Annotated in this window: 21 protein-coding genes, 2 tRNA genes and 1 pseudogene; 19 read left to right on the forward strand and 5 right to left on the reverse strand. The window is 66.5% G+C overall.

Annotated features, from left to right (window positions below):
- Window positions 1-75 precede the first annotated feature (75 nt).
- The 7 genes from IEV65_RS08040 to IEV65_RS08070 all read left to right on the forward strand — a co-directional run bounded on the left by IEV65_RS08040 (window position 76) and on the right by IEV65_RS08070 (window position 5,327).
- Window positions 76-324, forward strand: a complete 249-nt coding sequence (locus IEV65_RS08040) for an acyl carrier protein (protein ID WP_188429687.1) — start codon at window positions 76-78, stop codon at window positions 322-324.
- A gap of 113 nt (window positions 325-437) precedes the next feature.
- Complete coding sequence (gene fabF, locus IEV65_RS08045; RefSeq protein WP_188429689.1) at window positions 438-1,700, forward strand: beta-ketoacyl-ACP synthase II; 1,263 nt, start codon at window positions 438-440, stop codon at window positions 1,698-1,700.
- 90 nt (window positions 1,701-1,790) lie between these two features.
- Window positions 1,791-2,897 carry a glycosyltransferase gene (locus tag IEV65_RS08050; protein ID WP_188429690.1) on the forward strand — a complete coding sequence of 369 codons (1,107 nt, stop codon included), beginning with the start codon at window positions 1,791-1,793 and terminating at the stop codon, window positions 2,895-2,897.
- Between the two features lie 117 nt (window positions 2,898-3,014).
- Window positions 3,015-3,530 (forward strand): DUF3145 domain-containing protein, encoded by a 516-nt coding sequence (locus IEV65_RS08055; protein WP_188429692.1) that lies wholly within the window; start codon window positions 3,015-3,017, stop codon window positions 3,528-3,530.
- Between the two features lie 283 nt (window positions 3,531-3,813).
- The gene (locus tag IEV65_RS15630) at window positions 3,814-4,674 is read left to right on the forward strand and encodes a C40 family peptidase (RefSeq protein ID WP_229735090.1); all 861 of its coding nucleotides are present in this window, start codon (window positions 3,814-3,816) and stop codon (window positions 4,672-4,674) included.
- 128 nt (window positions 4,675-4,802) lie between these two features.
- A complete protein-coding gene (locus IEV65_RS08065) occupies window positions 4,803-5,222 on the forward strand; it encodes a CBS domain-containing protein (protein ID WP_188429694.1) in 420 nt (139 codons plus the stop codon).
- Window positions 5,223-5,253: 31 nt separating this feature from the next.
- A tRNA-Ile gene (locus IEV65_RS08070) sits at window positions 5,254-5,327 on the forward strand.
- An 89-nt stretch (window positions 5,328-5,416) separates the two neighbouring features.
- On the opposite strand, the gene IEV65_RS08075 is transcribed toward IEV65_RS08070, so the two are convergent.
- Both IEV65_RS08075 and IEV65_RS08080 read right to left on the reverse strand, forming a co-directional pair.
- The gene (locus tag IEV65_RS08075) at window positions 5,417-6,574 is read right to left on the reverse strand and encodes a site-specific integrase (RefSeq protein WP_229735091.1); all 1,158 of its coding nucleotides are present in this window, start codon (window positions 6,572-6,574) and stop codon (window positions 5,417-5,419) included.
- Window positions 6,571-7,227 (reverse strand): helix-turn-helix transcriptional regulator, encoded by a 657-nt coding sequence (locus tag IEV65_RS08080; protein ID WP_188429696.1) that lies wholly within the window; start codon window positions 7,225-7,227, stop codon window positions 6,571-6,573. Before IEV65_RS08080 ends, IEV65_RS08075 begins: the two co-directional genes overlap by 4 nt.
- A 120-nt stretch (window positions 7,228-7,347) precedes the next feature.
- On the opposite strand from IEV65_RS08080, the gene IEV65_RS08085 reads away from it, so the two are divergent.
- The 3 genes from IEV65_RS08085 to IEV65_RS08095 all read left to right on the forward strand — a co-directional run bounded on the left by IEV65_RS08085 (window position 7,348) and on the right by IEV65_RS08095 (window position 13,916).
- Window positions 7,348-7,569, forward strand: coding sequence for a helix-turn-helix domain-containing protein (locus IEV65_RS08085; protein WP_188429698.1), 222 nt, complete (start codon window positions 7,348-7,350; stop codon window positions 7,567-7,569).
- Window positions 7,570-8,205: 636 nt separating this feature from the next.
- Window positions 8,206-8,895 (forward strand): helix-turn-helix domain-containing protein, encoded by a 690-nt coding sequence (locus IEV65_RS08090; protein ID WP_188429700.1) that lies wholly within the window; start codon window positions 8,206-8,208, stop codon window positions 8,893-8,895.
- A gap of 83 nt (window positions 8,896-8,978) precedes the next feature.
- Complete coding sequence (locus IEV65_RS08095; protein WP_188429701.1) at window positions 8,979-13,916, forward strand: DEAD/DEAH box helicase; 4,938 nt, start codon at window positions 8,979-8,981, stop codon at window positions 13,914-13,916.
- 258 nt (window positions 13,917-14,174) lie between these two features.
- On the opposite strand, the gene IEV65_RS08100 is transcribed toward IEV65_RS08095, so the two are convergent.
- A complete protein-coding gene (locus tag IEV65_RS08100; RefSeq protein WP_188429703.1) occupies window positions 14,175-14,612 on the reverse strand; it encodes a hypothetical protein in 438 nt (145 codons plus the stop codon).
- A 306-nt stretch (window positions 14,613-14,918) separates the two neighbouring features.
- On the opposite strand from IEV65_RS08100, the pseudogene IEV65_RS15965 reads away from it, so the two are divergent.
- The 9 genes and pseudogenes from IEV65_RS15965 to IEV65_RS08140 form a co-directional block, all read left to right on the forward strand.
- A pseudogene (locus tag IEV65_RS15965) lies at window positions 14,919-15,020 on the forward strand (DUF2510 domain-containing protein); the annotation flags it as partial.
- A 135-nt stretch (window positions 15,021-15,155) separates the two neighbouring features.
- Window positions 15,156-15,719, forward strand: coding sequence for a DUF6804 family protein (locus IEV65_RS08105; protein ID WP_229735092.1), 564 nt, complete (start codon window positions 15,156-15,158; stop codon window positions 15,717-15,719).
- A 513-nt stretch (window positions 15,720-16,232) separates the two neighbouring features.
- A complete protein-coding gene (locus tag IEV65_RS08110) occupies window positions 16,233-16,631 on the forward strand; it encodes a hypothetical protein (protein ID WP_188429707.1) in 399 nt (132 codons plus the stop codon).
- Window positions 16,628-16,966: a hypothetical protein gene (locus IEV65_RS08115; protein ID WP_188429709.1), complete on the forward strand. Its 339-nt coding sequence runs from the start codon at window positions 16,628-16,630 to the stop codon at window positions 16,964-16,966. Before IEV65_RS08110 ends, IEV65_RS08115 begins: the two co-directional genes overlap by 4 nt.
- Complete coding sequence (locus IEV65_RS08120; RefSeq protein WP_188429711.1) at window positions 16,963-17,397, forward strand: DUF6941 family protein; 435 nt, start codon at window positions 16,963-16,965, stop codon at window positions 17,395-17,397. Before IEV65_RS08115 ends, IEV65_RS08120 begins: the two co-directional genes overlap by 4 nt.
- A gap of 369 nt (window positions 17,398-17,766) precedes the next feature.
- Complete coding sequence (locus tag IEV65_RS08125) at window positions 17,767-18,540, forward strand: amino acid ABC transporter ATP-binding protein (RefSeq protein WP_188429713.1); 774 nt, start codon at window positions 17,767-17,769, stop codon at window positions 18,538-18,540.
- Between the two features lie 26 nt (window positions 18,541-18,566).
- Window positions 18,567-19,391: a glutamate ABC transporter substrate-binding protein gene (locus IEV65_RS08130; protein WP_188429715.1), complete on the forward strand. Its 825-nt coding sequence runs from the start codon at window positions 18,567-18,569 to the stop codon at window positions 19,389-19,391.
- 95 nt (window positions 19,392-19,486) lie between these two features.
- Complete coding sequence (locus IEV65_RS08135; protein WP_188429717.1) at window positions 19,487-20,170, forward strand: amino acid ABC transporter permease; 684 nt, start codon at window positions 19,487-19,489, stop codon at window positions 20,168-20,170.
- The gene (locus IEV65_RS08140) at window positions 20,167-21,135 is read left to right on the forward strand and encodes an amino acid ABC transporter permease (RefSeq protein ID WP_188429718.1); all 969 of its coding nucleotides are present in this window, start codon (window positions 20,167-20,169) and stop codon (window positions 21,133-21,135) included. Before IEV65_RS08135 ends, IEV65_RS08140 begins: the two co-directional genes overlap by 4 nt.
- Before the next feature lie 211 nt (window positions 21,136-21,346).
- Here the strand turns inward: IEV65_RS08140 and IEV65_RS08145 are convergent, their stop codons facing one another.
- On the reverse strand, window positions 21,347-21,685 hold the full coding sequence (locus IEV65_RS08145; RefSeq protein ID WP_229735093.1) for a hypothetical protein: 339 nt from the start codon (window positions 21,683-21,685) through the stop codon (window positions 21,347-21,349).
- A gap of 217 nt (window positions 21,686-21,902) precedes the next feature.
- Window positions 21,903-21,975: transfer RNA gene (locus IEV65_RS08150), tRNA-Asn, on the reverse strand.
- Window positions 21,976-21,989 lie beyond the last annotated feature (14 nt).

Here is a 21,989-nt window from a genome sequence, read left to right on the forward strand (position 1 = left end):
CCCGCCTCCCTGAGCTCCCGAGGCCCGGCGGGTGCACGCACCGGGTCAGCCCAACCGCACACCGAAGGAGAAACAATGGCACTGTCCGAGCAGGAGATCCTCGAGGGCCTGGCTGAGATCGTCAACGAGGAGACCGGCCTGGAGCCCGAGGAGGTCCAGATGGACAAGTCCTTCACCGAGGACCTGGACATCGACTCGCTGTCGATGATGACGATCGTGGTCAACGCCGAGGACAAGTTCGGCGTCCGCATCCCCGACGACGAGGTCAAGAACCTCACCCACGTCCGGGACGCCGTCACCTACATCGCCAACAACCAGGGCTGACCCCTGCCGGGCCGGGAGCGCCCCGGCGCGCGACGGCAGACCCCGTCCGACGCCGGGGCGCCCGGCCCGACCACCCCCGACCACTCGACCCGCCCCCACAGGAGCCGACGCCGATGTCCCCCACCCCCACCACGTCCCCCCGCCGCGTCGTCGTGACCGGCATCGGCGCGACCACACCCGTCGGCGGGACAGCACCCGAGACCTGGGAGGCGATCCTGGCCGGCCGGTCGGGTGTGCGTCCCCTCACCCAGGAGTGGGTGGCCGAGCACGAGCTCCCGGTGACCTTCGCCGGACAGCTGCACACCTCCCCCGCCGACGTCCTCACGAAGGTCGAGGTGCGCCGCAACGACCCCGCCGGCCAGTACGCCCTCATCGCCGCCCGCGAGGCCTGGGCCGACGCCGGCCGCCCGGAGGTCGAGCCCGAGCGCCTGGGCGTGGCGATGGGCTCCGGCATCGGTGGCGTCTGGACGCTGCTCGACCAGTGGGAGGTCCTGCGCACGCGTGGCCCACGCCGCGTCTTCCCGCTCACCGTCCCGATGCTGATGCCCAACGGGCCCGCCGCGGCGGTCTCGCTCGACCTCGGCGCCCGGGCCGGCGCACACTGCCCTGTCAGCGCCTGCGCCTCCGGCGCGGAGGGTATGGGGCTCGCCCTCCAGATGATCCGTTCCGGCCGCGCCGACGTCATGGTGGCCGGCGGCACCGAGGCGGCGATCCACCCGCTGCCGATCGCCGCGTTCGCCGCCATGACGGCGCTGTCCGGCCGCAACGACGCCCCCGAGCGCGCCTCGCGCCCCTACGACGTCGACCGCGACGGCTTTGTCCTTGGCGAGGGTGCCGGCGTCTTCGTGCTGGAGGCCGAGGAGCACGCGCTCGCCCGCGGGGCCACCATCTACGCCGAGCTGGCCGGGGTCGGCATGAGCTCGGACGCCTACCACATCACGGCCGGCGAGCCCGAGGGCGCGGGCGCGGCCCGGGCGATGGAGGAGGCCGTCTCCGACGCCGGGCTGGCGATGACCGACATCCTGCACGTCAACGCCCATGCGACCTCGACCCCCGTCGGCGACCTGGCCGAGACGCGGGCGATCCACCGCGCGTTCGGCGCCCACACGGCCAACCTCGCCGTGACCGCGACGAAGTCGATGACCGGCCACCTGCTCGGGGCGGCCGGTGCCCTGGAGGCGGTGCTGACCGCTCTCACGCTCCACGACCGGCGCATCCCGGCGACCATCAACCTGGACAACCGGGACCCAGAGATCGACCTCGACGTCGTCACCGGGGGTCCGCGCTCCCTGCCTGAGGGCGACGTCGCGGCGATCAACAACTCCTTCGGCTTCGGTGGGGTCAACGTCGCGCTCGCGCTCAAGACCTACCGCTGAGCGCGCCCCGGCCTCCGCACGAGACGTCCCCCGCTCACGGCAGAGCGGGGGGCGTCGTGCGTCGTGGGGGCGGGTAGGCTCACCGCCGTCATGCACATCCTGCGCGTCGCCAACTTCGTCAGTCCCACATCCGGGGGCATCAAGACCGCCCTGCGCGCCTGGGGCGAGCACTACCAGGCCCGGGGGCACCGGGCCTCGCTGATCATCCCGGGCCCCGGCCAGGAGATCACCGAGGAGAGCCAGGGCATGGTCTACCGCGTGCCGGCGACCCCGATCCCGGGCGCGGGCTACTCGCTGATGTTCAACCGCACCGGTCTGTCGCGCCTCATGGACGCCATCGGCCCCGATGCGCTCGAGGTCTCCGACCGGTCGACGACCCGCTGGATGGGCCGCTGGGCGCGCCGCCGCGGCATCGGCTCGATCATGATCAGCCACGAGAACATGACCGGGATCCTGGTGCGCCGCACGCTGCTCCCGGACCTCGCCTCCCAGCTGTCCGCCAATCTCATCAACCACCGCAGCGCCGTGGACTACGACGCGATCGTGACCCCCAGCCGGTTCTCGGCCGAGGAGTTCGAGCGCATCGGCGTGCGCGCCCACGTCGTCCCCCTCGGTGTGGACCTGGAGACGTTCCGACCGAGCCGCGACCTCGACGCGGCACCGGACCCGAGCAGGCGGATCGAGCTGGTGCACTGCGGTCGCCTCTCCCCCGAGAAGCGGCCGGCGCTGTCCGTCGAGACCGTCCGGGAGCTGGTCCGCCGCGGCCACGACGTCCACATGACGGTGTTCGGGCACGGCCCCCTGCGGGCCGAGCTCATGGAGCGCGCCCAGAACCTCCCGATCGTCTTCCACGCCTACATCACCGACCGCAGCGAGCTGGCCGCCCGGATGGGCGCCGCCGACGTGGCGCTCGCGCCCGGCCCGCTGGAGACCTTCGGGCTCGCGGCCCTGGAGGTGCTGGCCTGCGGAGTGCCCACGGTCGCCACCGATGAGGGCGCCCTCCAGGAGGTCGTGGGGGACGGCGGGCACGTCGCCGCCTCGACCCCGGCCGCCTTCGCCGACGGCGTCGAGGCGCTCTTGCGCCGGCCCGGTGCTCGCAGACGCGCCCGTGACCAGGCCGAGCTGTTCAACTGGCAGACTTCTGCCGAGCGGATGCTCGCGATCCACGAGTCGGTGCGACACTCGCGTTCCACTTGATACTGGAGTGAATTAAGAGCACACTGTGACTCGACAACCGCACAGGGTGCATGAGGTGTTGGTCGGTGGTGGTCGAGGTCGTTGGGGAAGACGTCCCTCACCACACAGGAGGCCAGGATGTCCGCCGTCATGCCCCGAGTCATGACCCGCGGGGTGGTGTTCATTCACTCCACCCCCACCGCGTTGTGCCCGCACATCGCCTGGGCCCTCGAGGGTGTCCTGGACACCCGGGTGAGCCTGGACTGGGTGCCTCAGCCTGCCGAGCCCGGCACGATGCGCACCGAGTTCTCCTGGACCGGCGAGGCCGGCACCGGTGCCTACATCGCCAGCGCCATGCGCGGCTGGGACGGCCTGCGTTACGAGGTCGTCGAGGAAGCCAGCCGCGGCAGCGACGGCATGAGGTGGACGCACACCCCGTCCCTGGGCATCCACCAGTCGCGTCTCTCGGCCAACGGCGACGTCGTCGTCAACGAGGACCGTCTGCGGAGCATCGTGGAGCAGGCTGCGGGCGACGGGGTCCGGCTGTGCGCCGAGCTCGACCGCACCCTCGGCACCGACTGGGACGACGAGCTCGAGGTCTACCGCCACGCGGGCGAGGGCGCGCCTCCGACCTGGCTTCACAAGGTCGGCTGAGGCCGCCTCGCACCGGCCACGACGGGCCGGCGGCCACACCCCCGGCGGGTCCGCAGAGGCTCGCCGGGCCTCGTCGTGCGCCTGTCAGATGTGTCACACGCCCGGGTGTCGGGTTGGCGTTTCCGTGATCTTTCCGTAATGTTGTGACAGCGCCATCCCGTGTCCCCCATGTTCTTGGGCTGTGCGTTTCGAAAGGTCCTGGCACCTGTTGGGTCTCCCTGTGCCCACTGCTGCCCCGCTCGAGAGACCGGGCGGCGAGTCGTCTCGCTGCCCCGGAGGTTGTATGAAGTCCACCGGCAAGCACCGCGCCACCGGCGCCGTCCCCCGTACCGGCGCCGCCGCCATCATGATCGGCGGTCTCGTGGCCGGTACGGTCGCGACGGCTGGGGCAGCGACTCTCGGTCAGGAGCCCTCCGGCACGGACGCGACCGCGTCCGCCGTCGAAGGCACCTCCGCCGAGGCGAGCACGACAGACGTGCAGGAGCAGGCTGCCGCGCTGGCCAGCCTGCGCAGCAGCTCGCTCTCCGAGCTGCGCGACCAGGTCGCGGCCGACCGTTCCGAGGCGCGCAAGGCGCCCGAGGACGCAGCCTCCGTGGCGACCGTCCTCAGCAACTCTGCCTTCACCGGGCAGACGGTCGAGGTCGAGGAGACGGTCGAGGTCGAGGCAGAGGCCGCCCCCGCCGAGCAGTCCACCGCCGAGCAGACCACCGCCGAGGAGTCGGCGCCGGCCGAGCAGGCCGCCCGGACGACGCAGCAGGCGGCCCCGACGCAGCAGGCGGCCCCCGCGCCGGCCCCGGCTCCCGCCCCCGTGGGTGGCAATGCCGTCGGCATCGCGCTGCAGTACGTCGGATACCCCTACGTGCTCGGTGGCAACCCGCCCTCGACCTTCGACTGCTCGAGCTTCACCTGGTGGGTCTACCAGCAGATGGGCATCGACATCCCCCGCACGGTTTCTGGTCAGATGGCTGCCGTGACGCCGGTCTCCAACCCCCAGCCGGGCGACCTGGTCTTCACCTCGCAGTTCTACCACGTGGGCATCTACGCCGGGAACGGCATGGTCGTGGAGGCGCTGAACCCCGGTTCGGGCGTCACCTACGGCGCGCCCGTCTACGGCGGCATCTGGTACGGCCGCATCAACGGCTGACCTCCGAACACCTCACGAAGGGGCTCCCGTGCCGATGGCCGGGAGCCCCTTCGGCGTGTCCTGACTCGCTGCAGACCACGGCACCCGGAGCCCCCACGCACTCCCCTCGCCGCGTGCTAGTTTGACGTATGCGCGTCGCCGACCTCCTCAAGAAGAAGGGCAGCTCCGTGGTCACCCTCTCCGCGAGCGCGACCGTGGCTGATCTGCTGAACACCTTGGACGACAACAAGATCGGAGCCGTCGTCGTCGTCGACGACGACCAGGTCGTGGGGATCGTCTCCGAGCGTGACGTGGTTCATCATCTACGCGGCGGGGTGGACACGCACGCGGCCGTCGGTTCGATCATGACCGACGAGGTCAACACGTGTGCTCCCGAGGACGAGCTCAACGACCTCGCGGCGCGGATGACCGAGGGCCGGCACCGTCACATGCCGGTCCTGCGCGACGGCTCGCTGCAGGGGATCGTCTCGATCGGCGACGTGGTCAAGGCCCGGCTGGACTCGCTCGAGGCCGAGCGCGACGTGCTCGAGGACTACCTGCGTCGGTAGACCCGGCCGGCCCCGTTAGGATGGCGGGTCGGGGCCAGTAGCTCAGCCGGTCAGAGCAGCGGACTCATAATCCGTCGGTCCAGGGTTCAAGCCCCTGCTGGCCCACCCGGGTCCCCGCAGGTCAACGGCCTGCGGGGACTTCCTCTGTCCTCGCACAACCGTGCGGCGTGCTAACGATCCGCTAACGAGCGCGCTCATGCGCCCCACACCGCCCTGCTGAACACGTCCAGGACGCGGGTGTGGTCCTCCGGGATGTGGTGGGCGTAGACGTTCAGCGTCACGCTCGCATCCTTGTGACCGAGGCGAGCCGAGACGACGTGCACCGGCACGCCCTCGCGCAGCAGGATGCTGGCATGCGTGTGGCGCACCTCGTGCAGCGTGAGCCTCGGCAGTTCCGCGCCGGCCTGGGCGCGGACAAACTGCTTGGAGGCGTAGTCGCCGAGCACCGGGGAGCCGTTCTCCCAGGTGAAGACCAGGCCCTCGGCGTCGAGGTATGCAGGGCCCCACTCCAGCCGCTCAGCGGCCTGCGACTTGCGCCAGGCACGCAGCGCGGCCAAGGTCTGTCCGTCGATCGCCACGGAGCGGCGCTCGTGGTTCTTCGGGGTGCCGTAGTGCAGCTCCTTGCCGACCTGCGTCACGGACCGCTCGACGTGCACCACCCCACCTTCGAGGTCGACCTGATCCCAGCGCAGCGCGAGGAGTTCACCTCGACGCATGCCTGTGCCGGCGGCGAGGATCCATAGCGCGGCGAACCTGTCACCCTGGTCCTCGACGTGACGGACGAAGGCCCGTAGTTGCTCGCCATCCCAGACGGTGTGCTTCGGCTTATCGACCTTGGGTCGCTTTGTGCCCACCACGGGGTTCACTTCGAGAACGCGTTCGGTCACGGCGTCGTCGAGAGCCTTTCGTAGCACCGCCCTGGCGAACTCGACCGTCCTGGCGGACAGCGGCCTTCCGCCCTTGCCTCCGCGCTCGTAGAGCTCCCGGAAGACGGTTGACAGCCGGGACGGCGACAGTGACTGCAGGCGCTCGTGCCGCAGGTGTGGCTGCAGATAGCGCTCGATGTTGGCCCGATAGGACGCCGCCGTGGACGGCTTCAGCGAGACGGCATGTGCCTCCATCCAGGTATCAAGCCACTCCCCTACGGTCAGGGCTGCAGGAGGCACGTACGTTCCACGGTTTACGGCGTGCCGGGCGGCATCGCGAGCCTTCTTGGCGGCGGTGCGGGTTGGAAACCCCCCTACCCAGCGCGGCTTTGTCTTGCCCGTCTGGGGGTCTCGCTCGCGCACGACATACGACCAGGTCTTGCCTCGCTGGATGATGCCGTCGCGCATCTTGGCCTCGGCGCTCACGACAGGATCCCCCTGTCGCGCAGACTCTTCTCCACCTGAGCGGACAGTTCACGCGTCACATGGCCTCGGTAGGCCCGGGGATCAGCGTCGGAGCCCTTCAGCTCAAGCAGCGACTCGGCGCGGGCATCTCGTTCTTGATGAAGCGAGTTGCCACTGAACAGCCTCATCGCAGTCTGGATGACCTCTTGGGGAGGGACGCCCAAGCGGACAGCAAGCTCAACGTCCGCTTGCACGGGAGTTCCGAGCTTGACGAGCGAGGCGTCGCCTTCCTCGGGTCCGAACACCAGGACTTCGGCCCCGGTGGGTGGACTCCCTCCGAACAGGCTCGCCAGGGCCTCTGCGGTCACTTGACTTGAAGCCGGGGACAAGGCGATCTCTCGATCGCCTGGGCCGTCGTAACGCACCAACTCCGTCAGAGGCTCCTGGAAGGCGATCGCCATGAGGACGAGCTCCCCCAAGGAGACGGCGTCTCGACGACCCGACTCCAGAGCCGACAGCTTCGGGCGTGGCCATGCCAAGCCCACCTGCACCCACCTCTCCCGCAGCTCGATCTGCGTCCACCTTCGCTCCGCTCGCAGCCGTGCCACGTTGCGCCCTACGAGGGCGCCGATGGGCAGGCCGCCTTCCGGTTCCACGTCCGTTGCCTCAGTCACGTCCAACAAGGTACATCTCATCTGTCCGGTTGACAAGACCAATCAACGTGGTCTACAACAGTGTCATCCGTTCGGAACACCGAACGGGTCACCTGCAGTAATCGAAACCGATGAGGAACCATGACTACCAGCAAGAACCGTCCGCTGCGTGACTGGCGCGAGCGGAACCGCCTGACGCTCGATGAGGTCGCCGACTTGACCGGGCTCTCCAAGGGCTACGTGTGCCGTTTGGAGCACGGACAGCGCACCCCGGCGCCCCTGACGAGGGTGCGCATCGCCCGCCGCCTCGGCGTGGCCGTCAGGGACATCTTTCCCGCCGCTCCCCTCCCGGAGGCGGTGTGAGCGCCCACGCACAGGCCGCAACGCTGCACGGGCGGGCGACCTGTTCCATTCCTGAGGCGGGCGCCTTCCTCGGCATCGGACGTGACGCCGCTTACCGCGCCGCTGCGTCCGGAAACCTCCCGACCCTCCGCCTGGGCGGTCGGCGCCTCCTCGTCCCGGTGCCCAAGTTGCTGGCCCTGGTCGGCATCGAAGCGACAGCCACGGACCCGTAGCCCGACCTCCCCACCATCCCTGCAACCGCTCAACCAGCCATACCTCTAGGAGAAACCCATGACTGACACTGTTCTTCCCTTCAACGCCCACCCCGACCCGTGGTGGCGGGACTGTGCCGAGCGCGCCCTCGTTGACCTGGCGGTCTCGGGTGCCACGTTCACCATCGATGCGCTCCGCCAGCCGCCGTATTGCGTGTGGGAGCCCCAGCACCCGAGCTCGTGGGGTGCGCTCACGCAGGCCATGTTGAAGGCGAAGTACATCGAGCCCGTCGGCTTCACCACGTCCTCCAGGGCTAGTCGGCACGGGTCCGTGGTTCGCCTGTGGCGGGGCACAGTCCATGTCCGGCTGCAGGAAGTCGCCTGATCGCCCCCGTAGCGCCCCACCCCTGACGAAGGGGTGGGGCGCTCCTATTAAGGAACCCCCATGTCGAAGTTCAACAAGTTCATCTGGCAGAAGTACCTTCGCGGAGCATCGGCCCTGACTCACGCCCAGTACCGCGTCCTCATGTCCATCTCTACCTACGCTGACGAGACCGGAGGCAATGCTTACCCTGGCAACGAGCGCCTGGCCGCGGACGCCTGCGTTGACGAACGCACGGCACGCAGGAGTGTCAAGGTCCTCGAAGAGCAGGGTTGGTTGAAGGTCACTTACCGCGGCGGCAACTCCGTGGCCTACCGGCAGGCCAACACCTACCAGCTCACCATCCCGGAACACCTCACCGCGACTGCGGTTGATGAGGCACAGGAGGGCGCACGTGCAGCAAGGGGGGCGGCAATGCGGCCGAAGGGGGGTCGTGGTGCACGGGAAGGGGGGCCTGAGACCCCCCCACCAGATCAGTCAACAGGTCACACTGACCAGATCATCGATCATTCCGCCAACAGCAGGCGGCCACGGGCCGTCGTGGACCCGGCGTCACAGGCAGCCGCGACGGACGATGTGCCAGCTGCGGACTGGCTCGCGCTCCGCGACAACGAGGAGGCGCTCTTGGAGTGGCTAGAGGAGGGACTGGGAACGCTGTCCACTCCGGAAGAGGCGCTGGCAGAGTCCATGTGGGAGCGTGCACATCCCAAAGCCATCTTCCACAAGATCGCGAAAGATCGGAACGTCGTCTGACAATGAGTCCTGCCGGCGGTCGTCGCACTGCCCTCGTTGGACCCCGCCGCTGGCGCCAGGAGCCCGTGGGGCAGGATTCACCCATGTCGACGACGATCTACGAGGTCCTCGAGGAGCTGAGGGGCGCAGCTACGTCTGAGGCCGACAAGGGGAGCAAGCTCGAACGGCTAATGCTCTCCTACCTGCGCACCGACCCTGTGTTCGCCGACCAGTTCAGTGACGTGTGGTTGTGGCAGGACTGGCCCGGCCGAGACGGAAAGCATGACACCGGCATCGACTTGGTCGCCGTGGACCGATTGACGGGTGGCAACGTCGCGATCCAGTGCAAGTTCTACGCACCGACCTCCACGATCGGGAAGCACGACATCGACTCCTTCCTCTCCGCCTCGGGGAAGCAAGGCTTCAACCAGCGAATCATCGTCTCCACCACAGAGAAGTGGAACGCACACGCAGAGGACGCGCTGCAAGGGCAGCAGATCCCCGTGCGGCGCATCGGGTTGGCCGACCTGGAGGCATCGGGCGTGGACTGGGGCCAGTTCACCTGGTCCGCGCCGGAGGAGTTGACGGTCAGCGATCGCAAGCGCCTGCGCCCGCACCAGCGCGAGGCGGTCGAAGCGGTCAGCGCAGGCCTGACCACAGGTGACCGGGGCAAACTGATCATGGCCTGCGGGACGGGCAAGACGTTCACCTCGCTGCGCTTGTCCGAGAGGTTGGTGGGTGCTGGCGGCTCGGTGCTGTTCCTGGTGCCCTCAATCAGTCTGCTGTCTCAGACGCTTCGGGAGTGGGCCACCGAGGCCGAACTGCCGTTGACCCCAATCGCGGTGTGCTCGGACCGCAAAGCCACCGCCCGTTCCAAGGCCACGGATGAGGACATCTCGGCCGTGGACCTGGCGCTGCCGTCTACAACCAACGTCGCGGTGCTCGAAGCCCGGCTCAACCAGGCGCTAGGGGACGACTCATCGATGACGGTGGTGTTCTCCACGTATCAATCGATCGACGTGATCGCCCAGGCCCAGTCGCAGGGTGAACTGGCTTCGTTCGACCTAATCGTCTGCGATGAAGCGCACCGAACCACTGGTGTCACCCTTGCAGGGGAAGACGAGTCAGCCTTCGTCCGTGTCCATGACGACTCCTACTTGAAGGGTCGCAAGCGGCTCTACATGACGGCGACCCCGCGCCTCTACGACGACAGCAGCAAGGCCAAGGCGGGCCAGGCCAGCGCAGTCCTCGCGTCGATGGACGACGAGTCCATCTACGGGCCCGAGTTGCACCGGCTCTCCTTCGGAGAGGCGGTGTCCAAGGACTTGTTAACCGACTACAAGGTTCTCGTGCTGGCGGTCGACGAGGCCAGCGTGTCGCGTACCTTCCAACTGCAGCTAGCAGACGACGGCAACGAGTTGCGCTTGGACGACGCTGCGAAGATTGTCGGCTGTTGGAACGGGCTGGCCAAGCGTGGCTCAGCCGAACACTCATTCGCGTCGGATCCGGCCCCCATGCAGCGAGCCGTCGCGTTCGCCGGAACGATCAAGGACTCCAAGCAGATTGAGTCCCTCTTCGCCCAGACGGTTGAACAGTATGCTGCGGCGCACTACCTCGAGGATGGAGAGACCGGGGAGCCGGTGTTGGCGTGCGAGATCAGGCACGTAGACGGCTCGTTCAATGCGCTGGAACGCAACACCCGCCTGGACTGGCTGCGGGCGCCCGTCCCCGACGGTACCTGCCGAATTCTGACAAACGCCCGATGTCTGTCAGAAGGAGTGGACGTACCGGCACTGGACGCGGTGATGTTCCTGTCTCCGCGCAAGTCCGTGGTCGACATCGTCCAGTCGGTGGGCCGGGTGATGCGCAAGGCACCCGGCAAAGAATTCGGGTACATAATCCTGCCGATCGGCATCCCCGCGGGGATGACCGCCGAGGAGGCCCTGCGCGATAACAAGAAGTACGCGGTTGTCTGGGAAGTCCTGCAGGCGCTGCGCGCCCACGACGAGCGATTCAACGCGATGGTAAACCGCATCGAACTGGTCAAGGCCCGTGACGAAAAGGTCAACGTCATCGGCGTCCCCGGTGCTGAGGACCGTGACCGCGAGAGTAGCGGTGGGCAGGGAGTGCTCCCCTTGGCGTTTCTGGACGAGTGGCGTGACGCAATCTACGCCAAAATCGTCGCCAAGGTCGGCTCCCGCCGCTACTGGCACGAGTGGGCGAAGGACATCGCCGACATCGCCTCCCGGCACACCACCCGCATCACCGCCCTCCTCGACGGTGGCGACTACAAGGTCACCAAAGAGTTCGACACGTTTTTGCATGGCCTGCGCGGGATCCTGAACGAGGGCATCACCCGCGACGACGCCGTCGACATGCTTGCTCAGCACCTCATCACCCGGCCCGTGTTCGAGGCCCTCTTCGCGGGCTACGCGTTCACCGAGCACAACCCCGTCGCCCAGACGATGGAGTCGATGCTGGCCGCTTTAGATGAGCACAACATTGACGACGAGAACCACTCCCTTGAAAAGTTCTACGACTCCGTTCGCATGCGGGTCCAGGGAGTGGACAGCGCAGAGGGCCGGCAGAAGCTCATCGTCCAGCTCTACGACACCTTCTTCGCCACCGCGTTCGCCAAGACTGTCGACCGGCTCGGCATCGTCTACACGCCGGTCGAAATCGTCGACTTCATCCTTCGGTCGGCCGACGACGCACTCCGTGAGCACTTCGACCAAGGGCTGAGTGACGAGGGCGTGCACATCCTCGATGGGTTCACGGGGACCGGGACGTTCATGGTTCGTCTCCTCCAGCTCGGGCTGATCCATCCGCACGACCTGGCGCGCAAGTATTCGACCGAGCTTCATGCCAACGAGATTCTTCTACTGGCCTACTACATCGCCGCCGTCAACATCGAGACCACCTACCAAGACATCGTCCGCGGGCACCTCGACAACAAGGCCGCCTACCAGCCCTTCCCCGGCCTAGTACTGACCGACACTTTCCAGTCTTACGAGGATAATGACACCGATGCCCTGACCGTTTTCCCCGCCACCAGCAAGCGCATTGCCCGGCAGCGAGCACTACCGATCACCGTGATCGTTGGCAACCCGCCTTACTCGGCCGGACAGGACTCCGCGAATGACAACAACCCGAATGTAAGGTACCCGGGCCTCGATGCGGCAATCGCGGACGCTTATTCATCCAAACGAGGCCGAGGGGGAAACAACTCGCTGTATGACGCCTACATCCGTGCCATCCGGTGGGCAACTCTTCGACTCGGGGAGCGCGGCGTGATTGCCTACGTCACGAACGGAGGCTGGCTTGATTCGAACGTGGGCAGCCAAATGCGACAGAGCCTGGCTACTGAGTTTAGCGACATCCACATCTACAATCTCCGCGGAAACGGACGCGTTGCTGGCGAGGCAGGTCGCGCAGAGGGCAGGCCAGTCTTCGAGTTCGCTGGCTGGGGCCCGTCTGGCCAAGAGATGAAGAGCAGCAAGGGCGGCTCACGGGCAACGATCGCCATTACTGTCTTCGTAAAGGACCCGGCTAGGTCCGGGCCGGCGCAGATCCACTATTCCCAAGTCGGGGACGGCCTGTCGGCGGGCCAGAAGATTCGCGCCGTCTCTGAAGCGCGCTCGGTAAAGAGCCTTACGGACGTGCAGCTCATCACTCCCAACGAGCACGGCGACTGGCTAAACCAACGCAGTAGCCAGTTCGAGTCATTCCTGCCCCTCGGCGTCAAGCACGATCTCGATACCGACGGTCCAGCAATATTCGGTCTTTACGGCCGTGGCCTCGAGTCCGGCCGCGATGCGTGGGTCTACCAATCGGACCGTGAGCGCCTCGCTGACAACATCGATCGGACGATCGACGCATTCAATCGACAGGTGAAAGGTTTCGAACAGCACGTTCAAGGCAATGCTAAAAGACCGAAGGAACTGGTCGCCGGTTTCATCGACACGGATCCGCGCCATATCTCGTGGACGCTCAGCCTGAAGAATCGACTCGCCGCGCTTCGCCCCCTGAACCATGAAGGCTTTGTGGCCACGGCCATGTACCGCCCCTTCTTTCGTCAGCATGTTAATTTCAACCGCGGCCTGATCCACATCTCCGGTCAAGTTCCGCGCTTCTTTCCGACGGCCCGGCACTCCAATATTGGTTTTTACGCGGTCAACCCCGGTTCCTCGAAACCTTTCTCTGTCCTAGCGACTGACTCGATTCCGGATCTAGCCCTCTACGGCTCGAACGCCGGACAGTTCTTTGCCCGCTGGCGGTACGAGGCCGTCGAGGACGGCGGCCTCCTTAGTCTCGATAGCGATGACGGGGAGATCATCGACGGATATCGCAGGATCGACAACATCACGGACGACGCGCTCACTCTGTTCAGAGGCACTTACGGTGACACGATCAGCAAGGACGACATTTTCTTCTACTGCTACGGGATCCTGCACTCTCCCGACTATCGGGAGAACTACCAAGCAGACTTGAAAAAATCCTTGCCGCGCATCCCGCTTGTGACCGACCCCTCGCCATACGTCGACGCCGGCCGGCGACTGTTCGAGCTGCACCTCGGATACGAGAGCATCGCACCCCACCGGCTGGAAGGGCTCGACATTCCCGCGCCGGACGGCGAGGCTGCATACGACTTCTTTCGTGTGGAGAAAATGCGCTTCGACAAGCGGCACGATCCAGCGACCAAGAAGCACGTAGCCGACCGGTCCTCGATCATCTATAACTCGAGAATCACACTGAGCGGAATTCCAGAGGGCGCCTATAGATACCTTCTCGGATCCCGCTCGGCGATCGAGTGGATCATCGATCGCTACCAGGTTAGTACCGACAAGGACTCCGGTATCGTGAACGACCCCAACGACTGGGCACGTGAGGTCGGCGACCCCCGATACATCCTGAATTTGTTGGCTCGGATTGTTGCCGTGAGCTTGGAGACGATGGCCGTCGTAGATGGACTCCCTCGTCTGCGGGTGAGAGACACTCAACGGATGAACAACGTTGGTTCGGAGGATCGCAGCGTGCCGTAACACGCCACGAGTCGGCGACAGCTGCTGGTAGCGCAGTGTTAGCACTACCCCTTTGACCTGCGTAAATGAGTCATGGAACGGATAGGTAATCCGAGTGTCCTAGCCCGAATTCCCCGCTTGGTGCAGGCCCTCCTCCCATGCCTGCGCGGAGAAGCCCCTTGGCCACCCTTCAGGACGGGCGTGAACCTGGCAGCATGCAAGACCAGCGTCCATTCTGGCTGCACATGAAGCCACGGCATCGCTTGCCCGTCTTGAGGGTCAGCCCAAGATTCCCGCAGTAGCCATGGACGCTGCGAGACCGGCGAGCGCGTCGCGGGAGAGAACGCCAAACTGCGTGGCCGTCTTTCGAAGTGCTGAGGCATCGTCCTCGTTGTCGGCCCGCTCGGCGAGGCCTTCCAGGATGCTCACTAAGCGCTCCCTGAAGTCATCGCCGCTGGGGTGCAGCCCAGTCACGAGATAGGCAGATCCAGATAGGTCCTTGAACCTCAGGACGGCGCGACCGGCGGTGCCAAGGGTGCCCACGTAGCCGCGCCTCTCGAGCGCCTTCGCTGCGAGTTGGACCACGTCAACTTCCATGCTCAACGACTCTGCAACCGATGTCACGGTGGGCGTGGGCTCGCCGCCGTCGATACGGCGCGCCACTTCTCGTAGGACCGGCAGATCGCGGTCGAACCACACGTCATCTAGCTGCTTCATGCCTGTGACTCTACGCAACGCCAGGCCCCGGCATCCGACCCCCTTCTGACCCCTTTACTCGTCCCCAGCGGCGTCACTCTACTGAGGTAAGAAGGTCATCGGGTACCGGGAGTGGCGTGGCCCCCAGGCGTGTAGGGTCCGCCCTATGGAGGGGGATGCTGCCTTGACGCGGGTTGGTTCACATCCTGGAGCCCGGCACACCGTCGCGGAGATCTACCAAGCGTGTCTTGCCTCCGTCGGGGAACGAGCGACGCCGGGCTTCTCTAACTGGGTGATCGGTGGATCGTGGCTAGAGGAGGTGACCCGGTGACTCCGCAATTCCCGCACGCAGGGTGGTACGACGACCCGCTGGACACCGGCAGCATGCGGTTCTGGGATGGTCGGCAGTGGACTCAGCACACCAGTCCGAAGCACTCTACGACCGTTAACACGGCTGGGCGCGCTGCGGTCCCGGGCCCTGACGTGTCTCAGGGGCAGCGCCACGACCGGCAGGACACGGAGTCGGCCCGCCGGCACGGCCAGGAGCAACAGCACACTCCGAGAATGAATAGCGCCGAGCAGCATCGCCACTTAAGCGACCCCTTGAGTGCCGACTCGCCCGATGATCGGCCGCCGAACAGGGTGGTGAAGCTCCTAGCCGTCTTAACCGGGATAATGCTCCTCGCTGCGGTCCTGCCTTTGAACTCCGATTACTACCTCGGGTTACGTTGGATGGTCATGGTCGTCAGCCTGCTTGTGGTTTGGGATGGGTGGCAGGCGAGCCAGGCGGACGGCGAGGGTCGACGATCCTGGCTCTTGATGGCCTCCCCCGTGTTACTGCTCCTGGCAATCCTTTTCAATCCGATCTACCCAGTGTGGATGGAAAGGGCGCAATGGCGGCCGGTCAACATCCTCGGTGGACTCATCCTGTTGCAGTACCCACTCATCTCATTCGCGCAGGTAGGTCAGACCGATGGAAGCAAGGTGTGGGTAGGGATTCGTGGGTACGGGGTGATGTGCCTCGTGGCCGCGGCTATGTCCTTCGGGGTCATAGTGTCTAGTCCAGATCCCCTGATGGAGGATGTCGACATAGCCTGCGATTCGCCGCTTCCCGGTGAGTGCCCCTGATAGACAGGGGAGCCTCAGACTCGTAAGCCGACGACTCAAGTCAGACCTGCGTTTCTTGCGGTCCCCAATCGCGTGCGCCCGCGAGAACATAGGGGGACGCAGATGATGGGTGCGAGATGTCAGTCGCCGTTGCAGGTCTGTGGCATGGCGGTGCGACCCGGCGGACGGACGCCGCAGTAACTGCAGAGACCTGCGGAAAGCACCGCGCTGAGTGTCACAAAGTTGCGGATCACCAGAGGCGTCGGCCCTGGCGCATTAGCTCAGCGTTGCATGTGTCGTCCAGGCTTTGACAACATGTTGACTGTGCTGACGTACCGGCTGAGCCATGGGATCGGGCCGTTGGAGAGAGTCTGAGCGGCCTGCAGGGTGGAGTGATGCCAGGTGTGAGCGGTTCCCGAACATAGGACAGCCAACGTGGTGGTGCAGGGCTCGTCGAGCACTCTCGCTGACTCGGCGGTCGCTTGGACCCCCCACGCCCCTGCACCCGATCAGACATCCCGTTACGGTGTCCACATGACGCTCGCCGACGACGCCCTCGTCGTGAGGGGTGGCATCGCTCGTGATGCCTCGTCGGTGGCAGACCGGGTCGAGGACGCAATAGAGTCGGATGGTGTCGCGGTGTTGTCGGTGTATGCGGGCCAGGCCAGCCCCACGGAGGACCAGAGCGACCTGTTGCTCCGAATCTGCCGGACGGCTGACCTGCGGCATGGGCAGGTCCAGACCGCACGGGCGGGCGACCTCCGTGCGGCTGGTTTCGAGATCCGCCACGAGGTGGCTGACGGCGAGCAGCCCAATCACTACCATGTGTATTTTCAGGTTCCGATGACAGAGTTACAGGCGCAGGTCTTCATCGACTGCTTCGATGGGCCGAAGCCTAACCCCAGGCCAGCCGAGGAGAGGAAGGCACGATGATCCGCATCCCAGTGGACTTCAATGCTCGAGCCCACGACGGGCTGGTGGTTGCCAGCATGCGCAGGATCCAAGGTGAGGTGCAGGTCGGCGACGAGGTCCTCGCCGACGCCCGTGAAGACGAGATGGTCTACATGGCACGCGTCGTGGAGATCGACGGACGCAAGGTGTACCTCGACGTGGACTGGACTCGCAACCTCGCTCAGGAGCCCCTCACAGTGCTGCTGATGAGCGCAGCCCCCTCCCTCTCCCGAGGGACCACGACCACCACATTGACGCCCGTACCCATGAGGTACACGCCCGTGCATCACACCGTTCGACTGCACGTGCCAGCGTGAAACTGACCTTACTTCTGGCCGACTCGGCGCAAGAGGCACAGGGCAAGGTGCACGCCCTTGGTCTCGGATGGACTGCCATCGGCACGCCGACCTCTCCGATGGCGCTCGTCGTGTTGCTCGACGTTGACTGGGATGAAACGAACCGGGACATCGCGCTACACATCGAACTTGTCGATGCGGACGGACACCTCGTCACAGTGCCCGGGCCGTTCGGTGATCAGCCCCTGACGCTGGACGCCACTGCACAGGCTGGACGACCTCCGGGGATGCCACGAGGTGCCGCGGTTCGGCTGCCCCTGACGCTGAACGTCAGCGGGGGGCTACCGCTGGTCGCTGGCCAAAGGTACGAATGGAGAGCAACGCTGAACGGCCAAGCCGACGCAGCCTGGGCACAGTCGTTCCACGTCTTGGCAAGCCCGCCGCATGAGTGAATACGGTAGGCGCGGGGCCGTCACTTCCTAAGCCTGTGCTTCACGCATCAAGTGGGTCTTCTAGCGGGCCGCGCACCCGGGCGTGCACGCCAGCCTGGAGACATCACATGTCAAGACGGGCCTGCTATCGCTTTGCTACGCCACTGCCGAGAACCAACCCGGATTCGATCGCAGGGCGGAGTTCCTGATGCCGCTTGAAGCCGACGGGCTAGGCTCCTGACCGACAGGACAGGATCAGCCGTGTTGGACTCATAATCCGTCGGTCCAGGGTTCAAGCCCCTGCTGGCCCACCAGATCTTTGGTCACGATGCGGTGACAACACGCGCAAAGCTTGCACGTCCGCGCCCCTATACGTTTAAGGTTCGAGGCATGACGGACACCAACGACGGTCCCCGCCGTACCCCGGACCGCCCGCTCGTCGTTCTCGAGAACGTCAACAAGCACTTCGGCGACCTGCACGTGCTCAAGGACATCAACCTCACCGTGCACGAGGGTGAGGTGGTCGTGGTGATCGGGCCGTCGGGCTCGGGCAAGTCGACGCTCTGCCGGACGATCAACCGGCTCGAGACCTTCGAGTCCGGACGGATCACCATCGCGGGCAAGGAGCTGCCGCAGGAGGGCAAGGACCTGGCCAGGCTGCGCGCCGACGTCGGCATGGTCTTCCAGTCCTTCAACCTGTTCGCGCACAAGACGATCCTCGAGAACGTCACCCTGGGCCCGACGAAGGTCCGGGGCCTGAAGACGGCCGCGGCCAAGGACAGGGCGATGGAGCTGCTGAAGAGGGTCGGCGTGGAGCACCAGGCCGCGAAGTACCCCGCGCAGCTCTCCGGCGGACAGCAGCAGCGCGTGGCGATCGCCCGCTCGTTGGCCATGGAGCCGACCGTGATGCTCTTCGACGAGCCCACCTCTGCGCTCGACCCGGAGATGATCAACGAGGTCCTGGACGTCATGACCCAGCTGGCCCACAGCGGGATGACGATGATCGTCGTCACCCACGAGATGGGCTTCGCCCGCAAGGCCGCGGACCGGGTCGTCTTCATGGCTGACGGCGCCATCGTGGAGGAGAACACCCCCGAGGAGTTCTTCACCCACCCCCGCTCGGCCCGGGCCAAGGACTTCCTGGGCAAGATCCTCACCCACTGAAACACCTCACCAAGGAGATCCAGCAGATGAGCACTTCCTTCCGCATCGCCGCCGTGGCGGCCGCCGCGGCCCTGGCCCTGTCCGCCTGCGGCAGCGACGGCGACGGCGCCGGCGCCGACGGCGACGGCCTGAAGATCGGCATCAAGTTCGACCAGCCCGGCCTGGGCCTCAAGGACGGCGAGAACTACACCGGCATGGACGTCGAGGTGGCCAAGAAGGTCGCCGAGGGTCTGGGCGTGGCCGAGGACAAGATCACCTGGGTCCAGGCCCCCTCCCCGCAGCGCGAGCAGCTGCTCAAGACCGGTCAGGTCGACATGATCTTCGCGACCTACTCCATCACCGACAAGCGCAAGGCCGAGGTCTCCTTCGCCGGCCCGTACTTCGTCGCAGGCCAGAGCCTGCTCGTGGGCGCCGACTCGGACATCACCGGTCTGGACGACTCGCTCGACGGCAAGCTCCTCTGCTCGGTCACGGGGTCCACCTCCGCGGAGAAGATCAAGGAGGAGATCCCCGGGGTCGAGCTCCAGGAGTACGGCACCTACTCCGAGTGCGCCGCCCAGGTGGCCAACGGCACCCTGGACGCGCTGACCACCGACGACGCGATCCTCGCCGGCTACGCCGCCCAGGACACCTACAAGGGCAAGCTCAAGCTGGTCGGCGGCACCTTCTCCACGGAGAACTACGGCGTGGGCCTGCCCAAGGACTCCGAGCAGTGCGAGGAGATCAACGAGATCCTCAACGGCCTCTGGGAGGACGGCACGATGGAGCAGATCATCTCCGACAACCTCGGCGAGGCCGGCTACGAGTACAACAAGGAGCTGAACCCGCCGGAGGCCGGCGGCAACTGCTGAGGCGCGGCTTCACGCCATACCTCGTCCGCCCGACGACACCGGAGGGTATGCCGCGCCGCGCGGCATACCCTCCGGGTCAGGACCCACGGAGACCCATGCAGACCATTTTCGAGCAGTTCGGGCTACTCGCCGCGTTCTGGATGACGATCAAGCTGACCCTGTGGTCGGCGCTCTTCGCCACCGTCATCGGGACGCTCGTGGCGATCATGCGCCTGTCCCCGGTGGGCATCCTGCGCCAGCTCGGCGCGACCTACGTGACGCTCGTGCGCAATACGCCGCTGACGCTCATCATGATCTTCAGCAGCATCGCCCTGTCGGGGGTGCTGGGCCTCGTGCTCGCCTCGCGTGACGCGCCCGGGGGCTACATCGCCACCCAGAACTTCCGGCTCGCGGTCCTCGCGCTCTCGGTCTACCACGCGGCGTTCGTCTGCGAGGCCATCCGGTCCGGCGTCAACACCATCCCTCTCGGCCAGGCCGAGGCGGCGCGTTCCATCGGGCTGACGTTCAGCCAGAGCCTGCGCGAGATCATCCTGCCCCAGGCGTTCCGCGGGGCGGTGACACCCCTGGGCAACACGCTGATCGCGCTGACCAAGAACACCACGATCGCGGCAGCCATCGGCGTCGCCGAGACGGCACTGGTCATGCGCAACGTCGCGGAGTTCGACCCAGGACTGCTCTGGACGGCGTTCGGCCTCATCGCGCTCGGCTTCGTCATCCTCACGGTGCCGATGGGTCTGGCCACGTCCTTCCTCGCGCACCGCCTGGCGGTGAAGCGATGACCGCCGCCAACGTCCTCTTCGACGCCCCCGGCCCCCGGGCCCGGGCCAGGCACCGCATGCTGGCCATCGTCGGGCTCCTCGCGCTCCTCGGCGCCCTGGCCTGGGTGCTCATGCGCTTCCAGGCCAAGGGGCAGCTCGAGCCGGCGCTGTGGAGCTGGGTGGTGCAGCCCGACTCCTGGCGCTACTACCTGCTGCCGGGACTGCTCGCGACGCTCCAGGCGGGCGCCATCGCCATCGTGGTCTCGATGGTGCTCGCCCTGGCGCTCGCGATGTCGCGAATGTCGGAGATCACCGTGCTGCGCTGGGCCGCCACCCTCTTCGTGGAGTTCTTCCGCGGGGTGCCCGTGCTCATCATGATGCTCTTCGCGTTCTACTTCCTCGTCGACCGCGGCTGGCTGCCGGACAGCACGAACCCGCTCGCCGGCGCGGTCACCGGGCTCGTCCTCTACAACTCGGCCGTGCTCGCCGAGGTCATCCGCAACGGCGTCGCCTCGCTGCCCTCGGGCCAGCGCGAGGCCGGGCTGTCGATCGGGCTGTCCCCCTCGCAGACCCGTCGCATCATCCTGGTCCCCCAGTCGCTCAGCGCGATGCTGCCCACCCTGGTCAGCCAGGTCATCGTCATCCTCAAGGACTCGGCGCTGGCGGTGATGATCCTCTACCCCGAGCTCACCCGCGCGGCCGGTGACGTCGGCTCGGCGAAGGGGGCACCCCTCCAGGCGTATGTCGTGGCTGCTGTCCTCTACATCGTCGTCAACTACACGATCCAGCGGATCGCCCAGTGGGTGGAGTCGCGCCAGCGGCGCCGGGGCCGGTCGGCCGGCGGCGTGGTCCACGCCGACACCGGCACGCTGGGCGCCGGCACCGTCGACGGTGCCCAGGTCATGGAGGACGCTGCGGGACACGTCCACACCAACCTCGAGGACGACGTCTCACGGTCCGCCCACCGCGGCATCGGGCGCGACTGACGGCTGCGCCGACGGGCCGCATCCCTCCGTCGCCGGCACGCCGAGCAGGAGTGCACCTGACATCACCGCTCCGCCAGTGTCGGTGGATCTGTCCCGGCGGCATACCCGGGTGGTGTCTGCCCCAGCGTGCACATGCGCGCTCTGGTCGGTCCTGGTCGGGCGTGTCGTCAGGACGGATCGCCCGACTGTGCCGGACCGAGGGCCACCGTCCTCAGGAGTCTCTGCGAGCCCGCCAGGCCAGGGCTGACAGCACGGCGGTCGTGGGCGCCCACACTGCCCTCTCGGGCCTGGACGGCGAGAGGCCGTTCATGACGGCACCGACGCCCATCAGCACGGCTATGCCGGTCAGCAGATGGCGGCGCACCCTGACCGGAGTGCCATGGCTGGTGATCCCCACGGCGAGCCCGGCGTAGACCGCGGCGGCTCCCGCGCTCACGACCCTGAGGCGGTCAGGCAGCACGCCGGGGTGAGCACCGCCATAGCTGGCGCGGCCCCACGGAGCCCCGAGGGCGAGCGCCACCTGGAACGCGCCGACCACTCCCAGACCCACGGACAGAGCTCTGTGTTCAGGGGAGCGCCCCTGACGCTCCGTACTCGATGATGTCTCCCTCGCCGCACCCATCCGGTCATCATGGCGCATCCCGCAGCGCCGTCGATCGGGTGGCCGTCAGCCCCGGCAGCGCGCGACCACTGCGAGCGTGGCGATCCGAAGGCAAAGAGAGGCCCTCTGACCTGCTCGTGCGCCGGTCGGAGGGCCTCTCGTCACGCTCCCCCGGTTGGACTCGAACCAACAACCTGCCGGTTAACAGCCGGCTGCTCTGCCAATTGAGCTACAGGGGAATGTGTGCGAGGAC

This window comes from Ornithinimicrobium tianjinense, from assembly GCF_014636495.1.
Classification (GTDB): Bacteria; Actinomycetota; Actinomycetes; order Actinomycetales; family Dermatophilaceae; genus Ornithinicoccus; species Ornithinicoccus tianjinensis.

What these genes read in the sequence shown, in the direction of transcription:
- IEV65_RS08105 (WP_229735092.1), top strand. Translation starts at nt 15,156, where the DNA reads ATGAATAGCGCCGAGCAGCATCGCCACTTAAGCGACCCCTTGAGTGCC.
- IEV65_RS08125 (WP_188429713.1), top strand. Translation starts at nt 17,767, where the DNA reads ATGACGGACACCAACGACGGTCCCCGCCGTACCCCGGACCGCCCGCTC.
- IEV65_RS08040 (WP_188429687.1), top strand. Translation starts at nt 76, where the DNA reads ATGGCACTGTCCGAGCAGGAGATCCTCGAGGGCCTGGCTGAGATCGTC.
- IEV65_RS08135 (WP_188429717.1), top strand. Translation starts at nt 19,487, where the DNA reads ATGCAGACCATTTTCGAGCAGTTCGGGCTACTCGCCGCGTTCTGGATG.
- fabF (WP_188429689.1), top strand. Translation starts at nt 438, where the DNA reads ATGTCCCCCACCCCCACCACGTCCCCCCGCCGCGTCGTCGTGACCGGC.
- IEV65_RS08115 (WP_188429709.1), top strand. Translation starts at nt 16,628, where the DNA reads ATGATCCGCATCCCAGTGGACTTCAATGCTCGAGCCCACGACGGGCTG.
- IEV65_RS08095 (WP_188429701.1), top strand. Translation starts at nt 8,979, where the DNA reads ATGTCGACGACGATCTACGAGGTCCTCGAGGAGCTGAGGGGCGCAGCT.
- IEV65_RS08065 (WP_188429694.1), top strand. Translation starts at nt 4,803, where the DNA reads ATGCGCGTCGCCGACCTCCTCAAGAAGAAGGGCAGCTCCGTGGTCACC.
- IEV65_RS08100 (WP_188429703.1), bottom strand. Translation starts at nt 14,612, where the DNA reads ATGAAGCAGCTAGATGACGTGTGGTTCGACCGCGATCTGCCGGTCCTA.
- IEV65_RS08090 (WP_188429700.1), top strand. Translation starts at nt 8,206, where the DNA reads ATGTCGAAGTTCAACAAGTTCATCTGGCAGAAGTACCTTCGCGGAGCA.
- IEV65_RS08050 (WP_188429690.1), top strand. Translation starts at nt 1,791, where the DNA reads ATGCACATCCTGCGCGTCGCCAACTTCGTCAGTCCCACATCCGGGGGC.
- IEV65_RS08085 (WP_188429698.1), top strand. Translation starts at nt 7,348, where the DNA reads ATGACTACCAGCAAGAACCGTCCGCTGCGTGACTGGCGCGAGCGGAAC.
- IEV65_RS08140 (WP_188429718.1), top strand. Translation starts at nt 20,167, where the DNA reads ATGACCGCCGCCAACGTCCTCTTCGACGCCCCCGGCCCCCGGGCCCGG.
- IEV65_RS08055 (WP_188429692.1), top strand. Translation starts at nt 3,015, where the DNA reads ATGTCCGCCGTCATGCCCCGAGTCATGACCCGCGGGGTGGTGTTCATT.
- IEV65_RS15630 (WP_229735090.1), top strand. Translation starts at nt 3,814, where the DNA reads ATGAAGTCCACCGGCAAGCACCGCGCCACCGGCGCCGTCCCCCGTACC.
- IEV65_RS08110 (WP_188429707.1), top strand. Translation starts at nt 16,233, where the DNA reads ATGACGCTCGCCGACGACGCCCTCGTCGTGAGGGGTGGCATCGCTCGT.
- IEV65_RS08130 (WP_188429715.1), top strand. Translation starts at nt 18,567, where the DNA reads ATGAGCACTTCCTTCCGCATCGCCGCCGTGGCGGCCGCCGCGGCCCTG.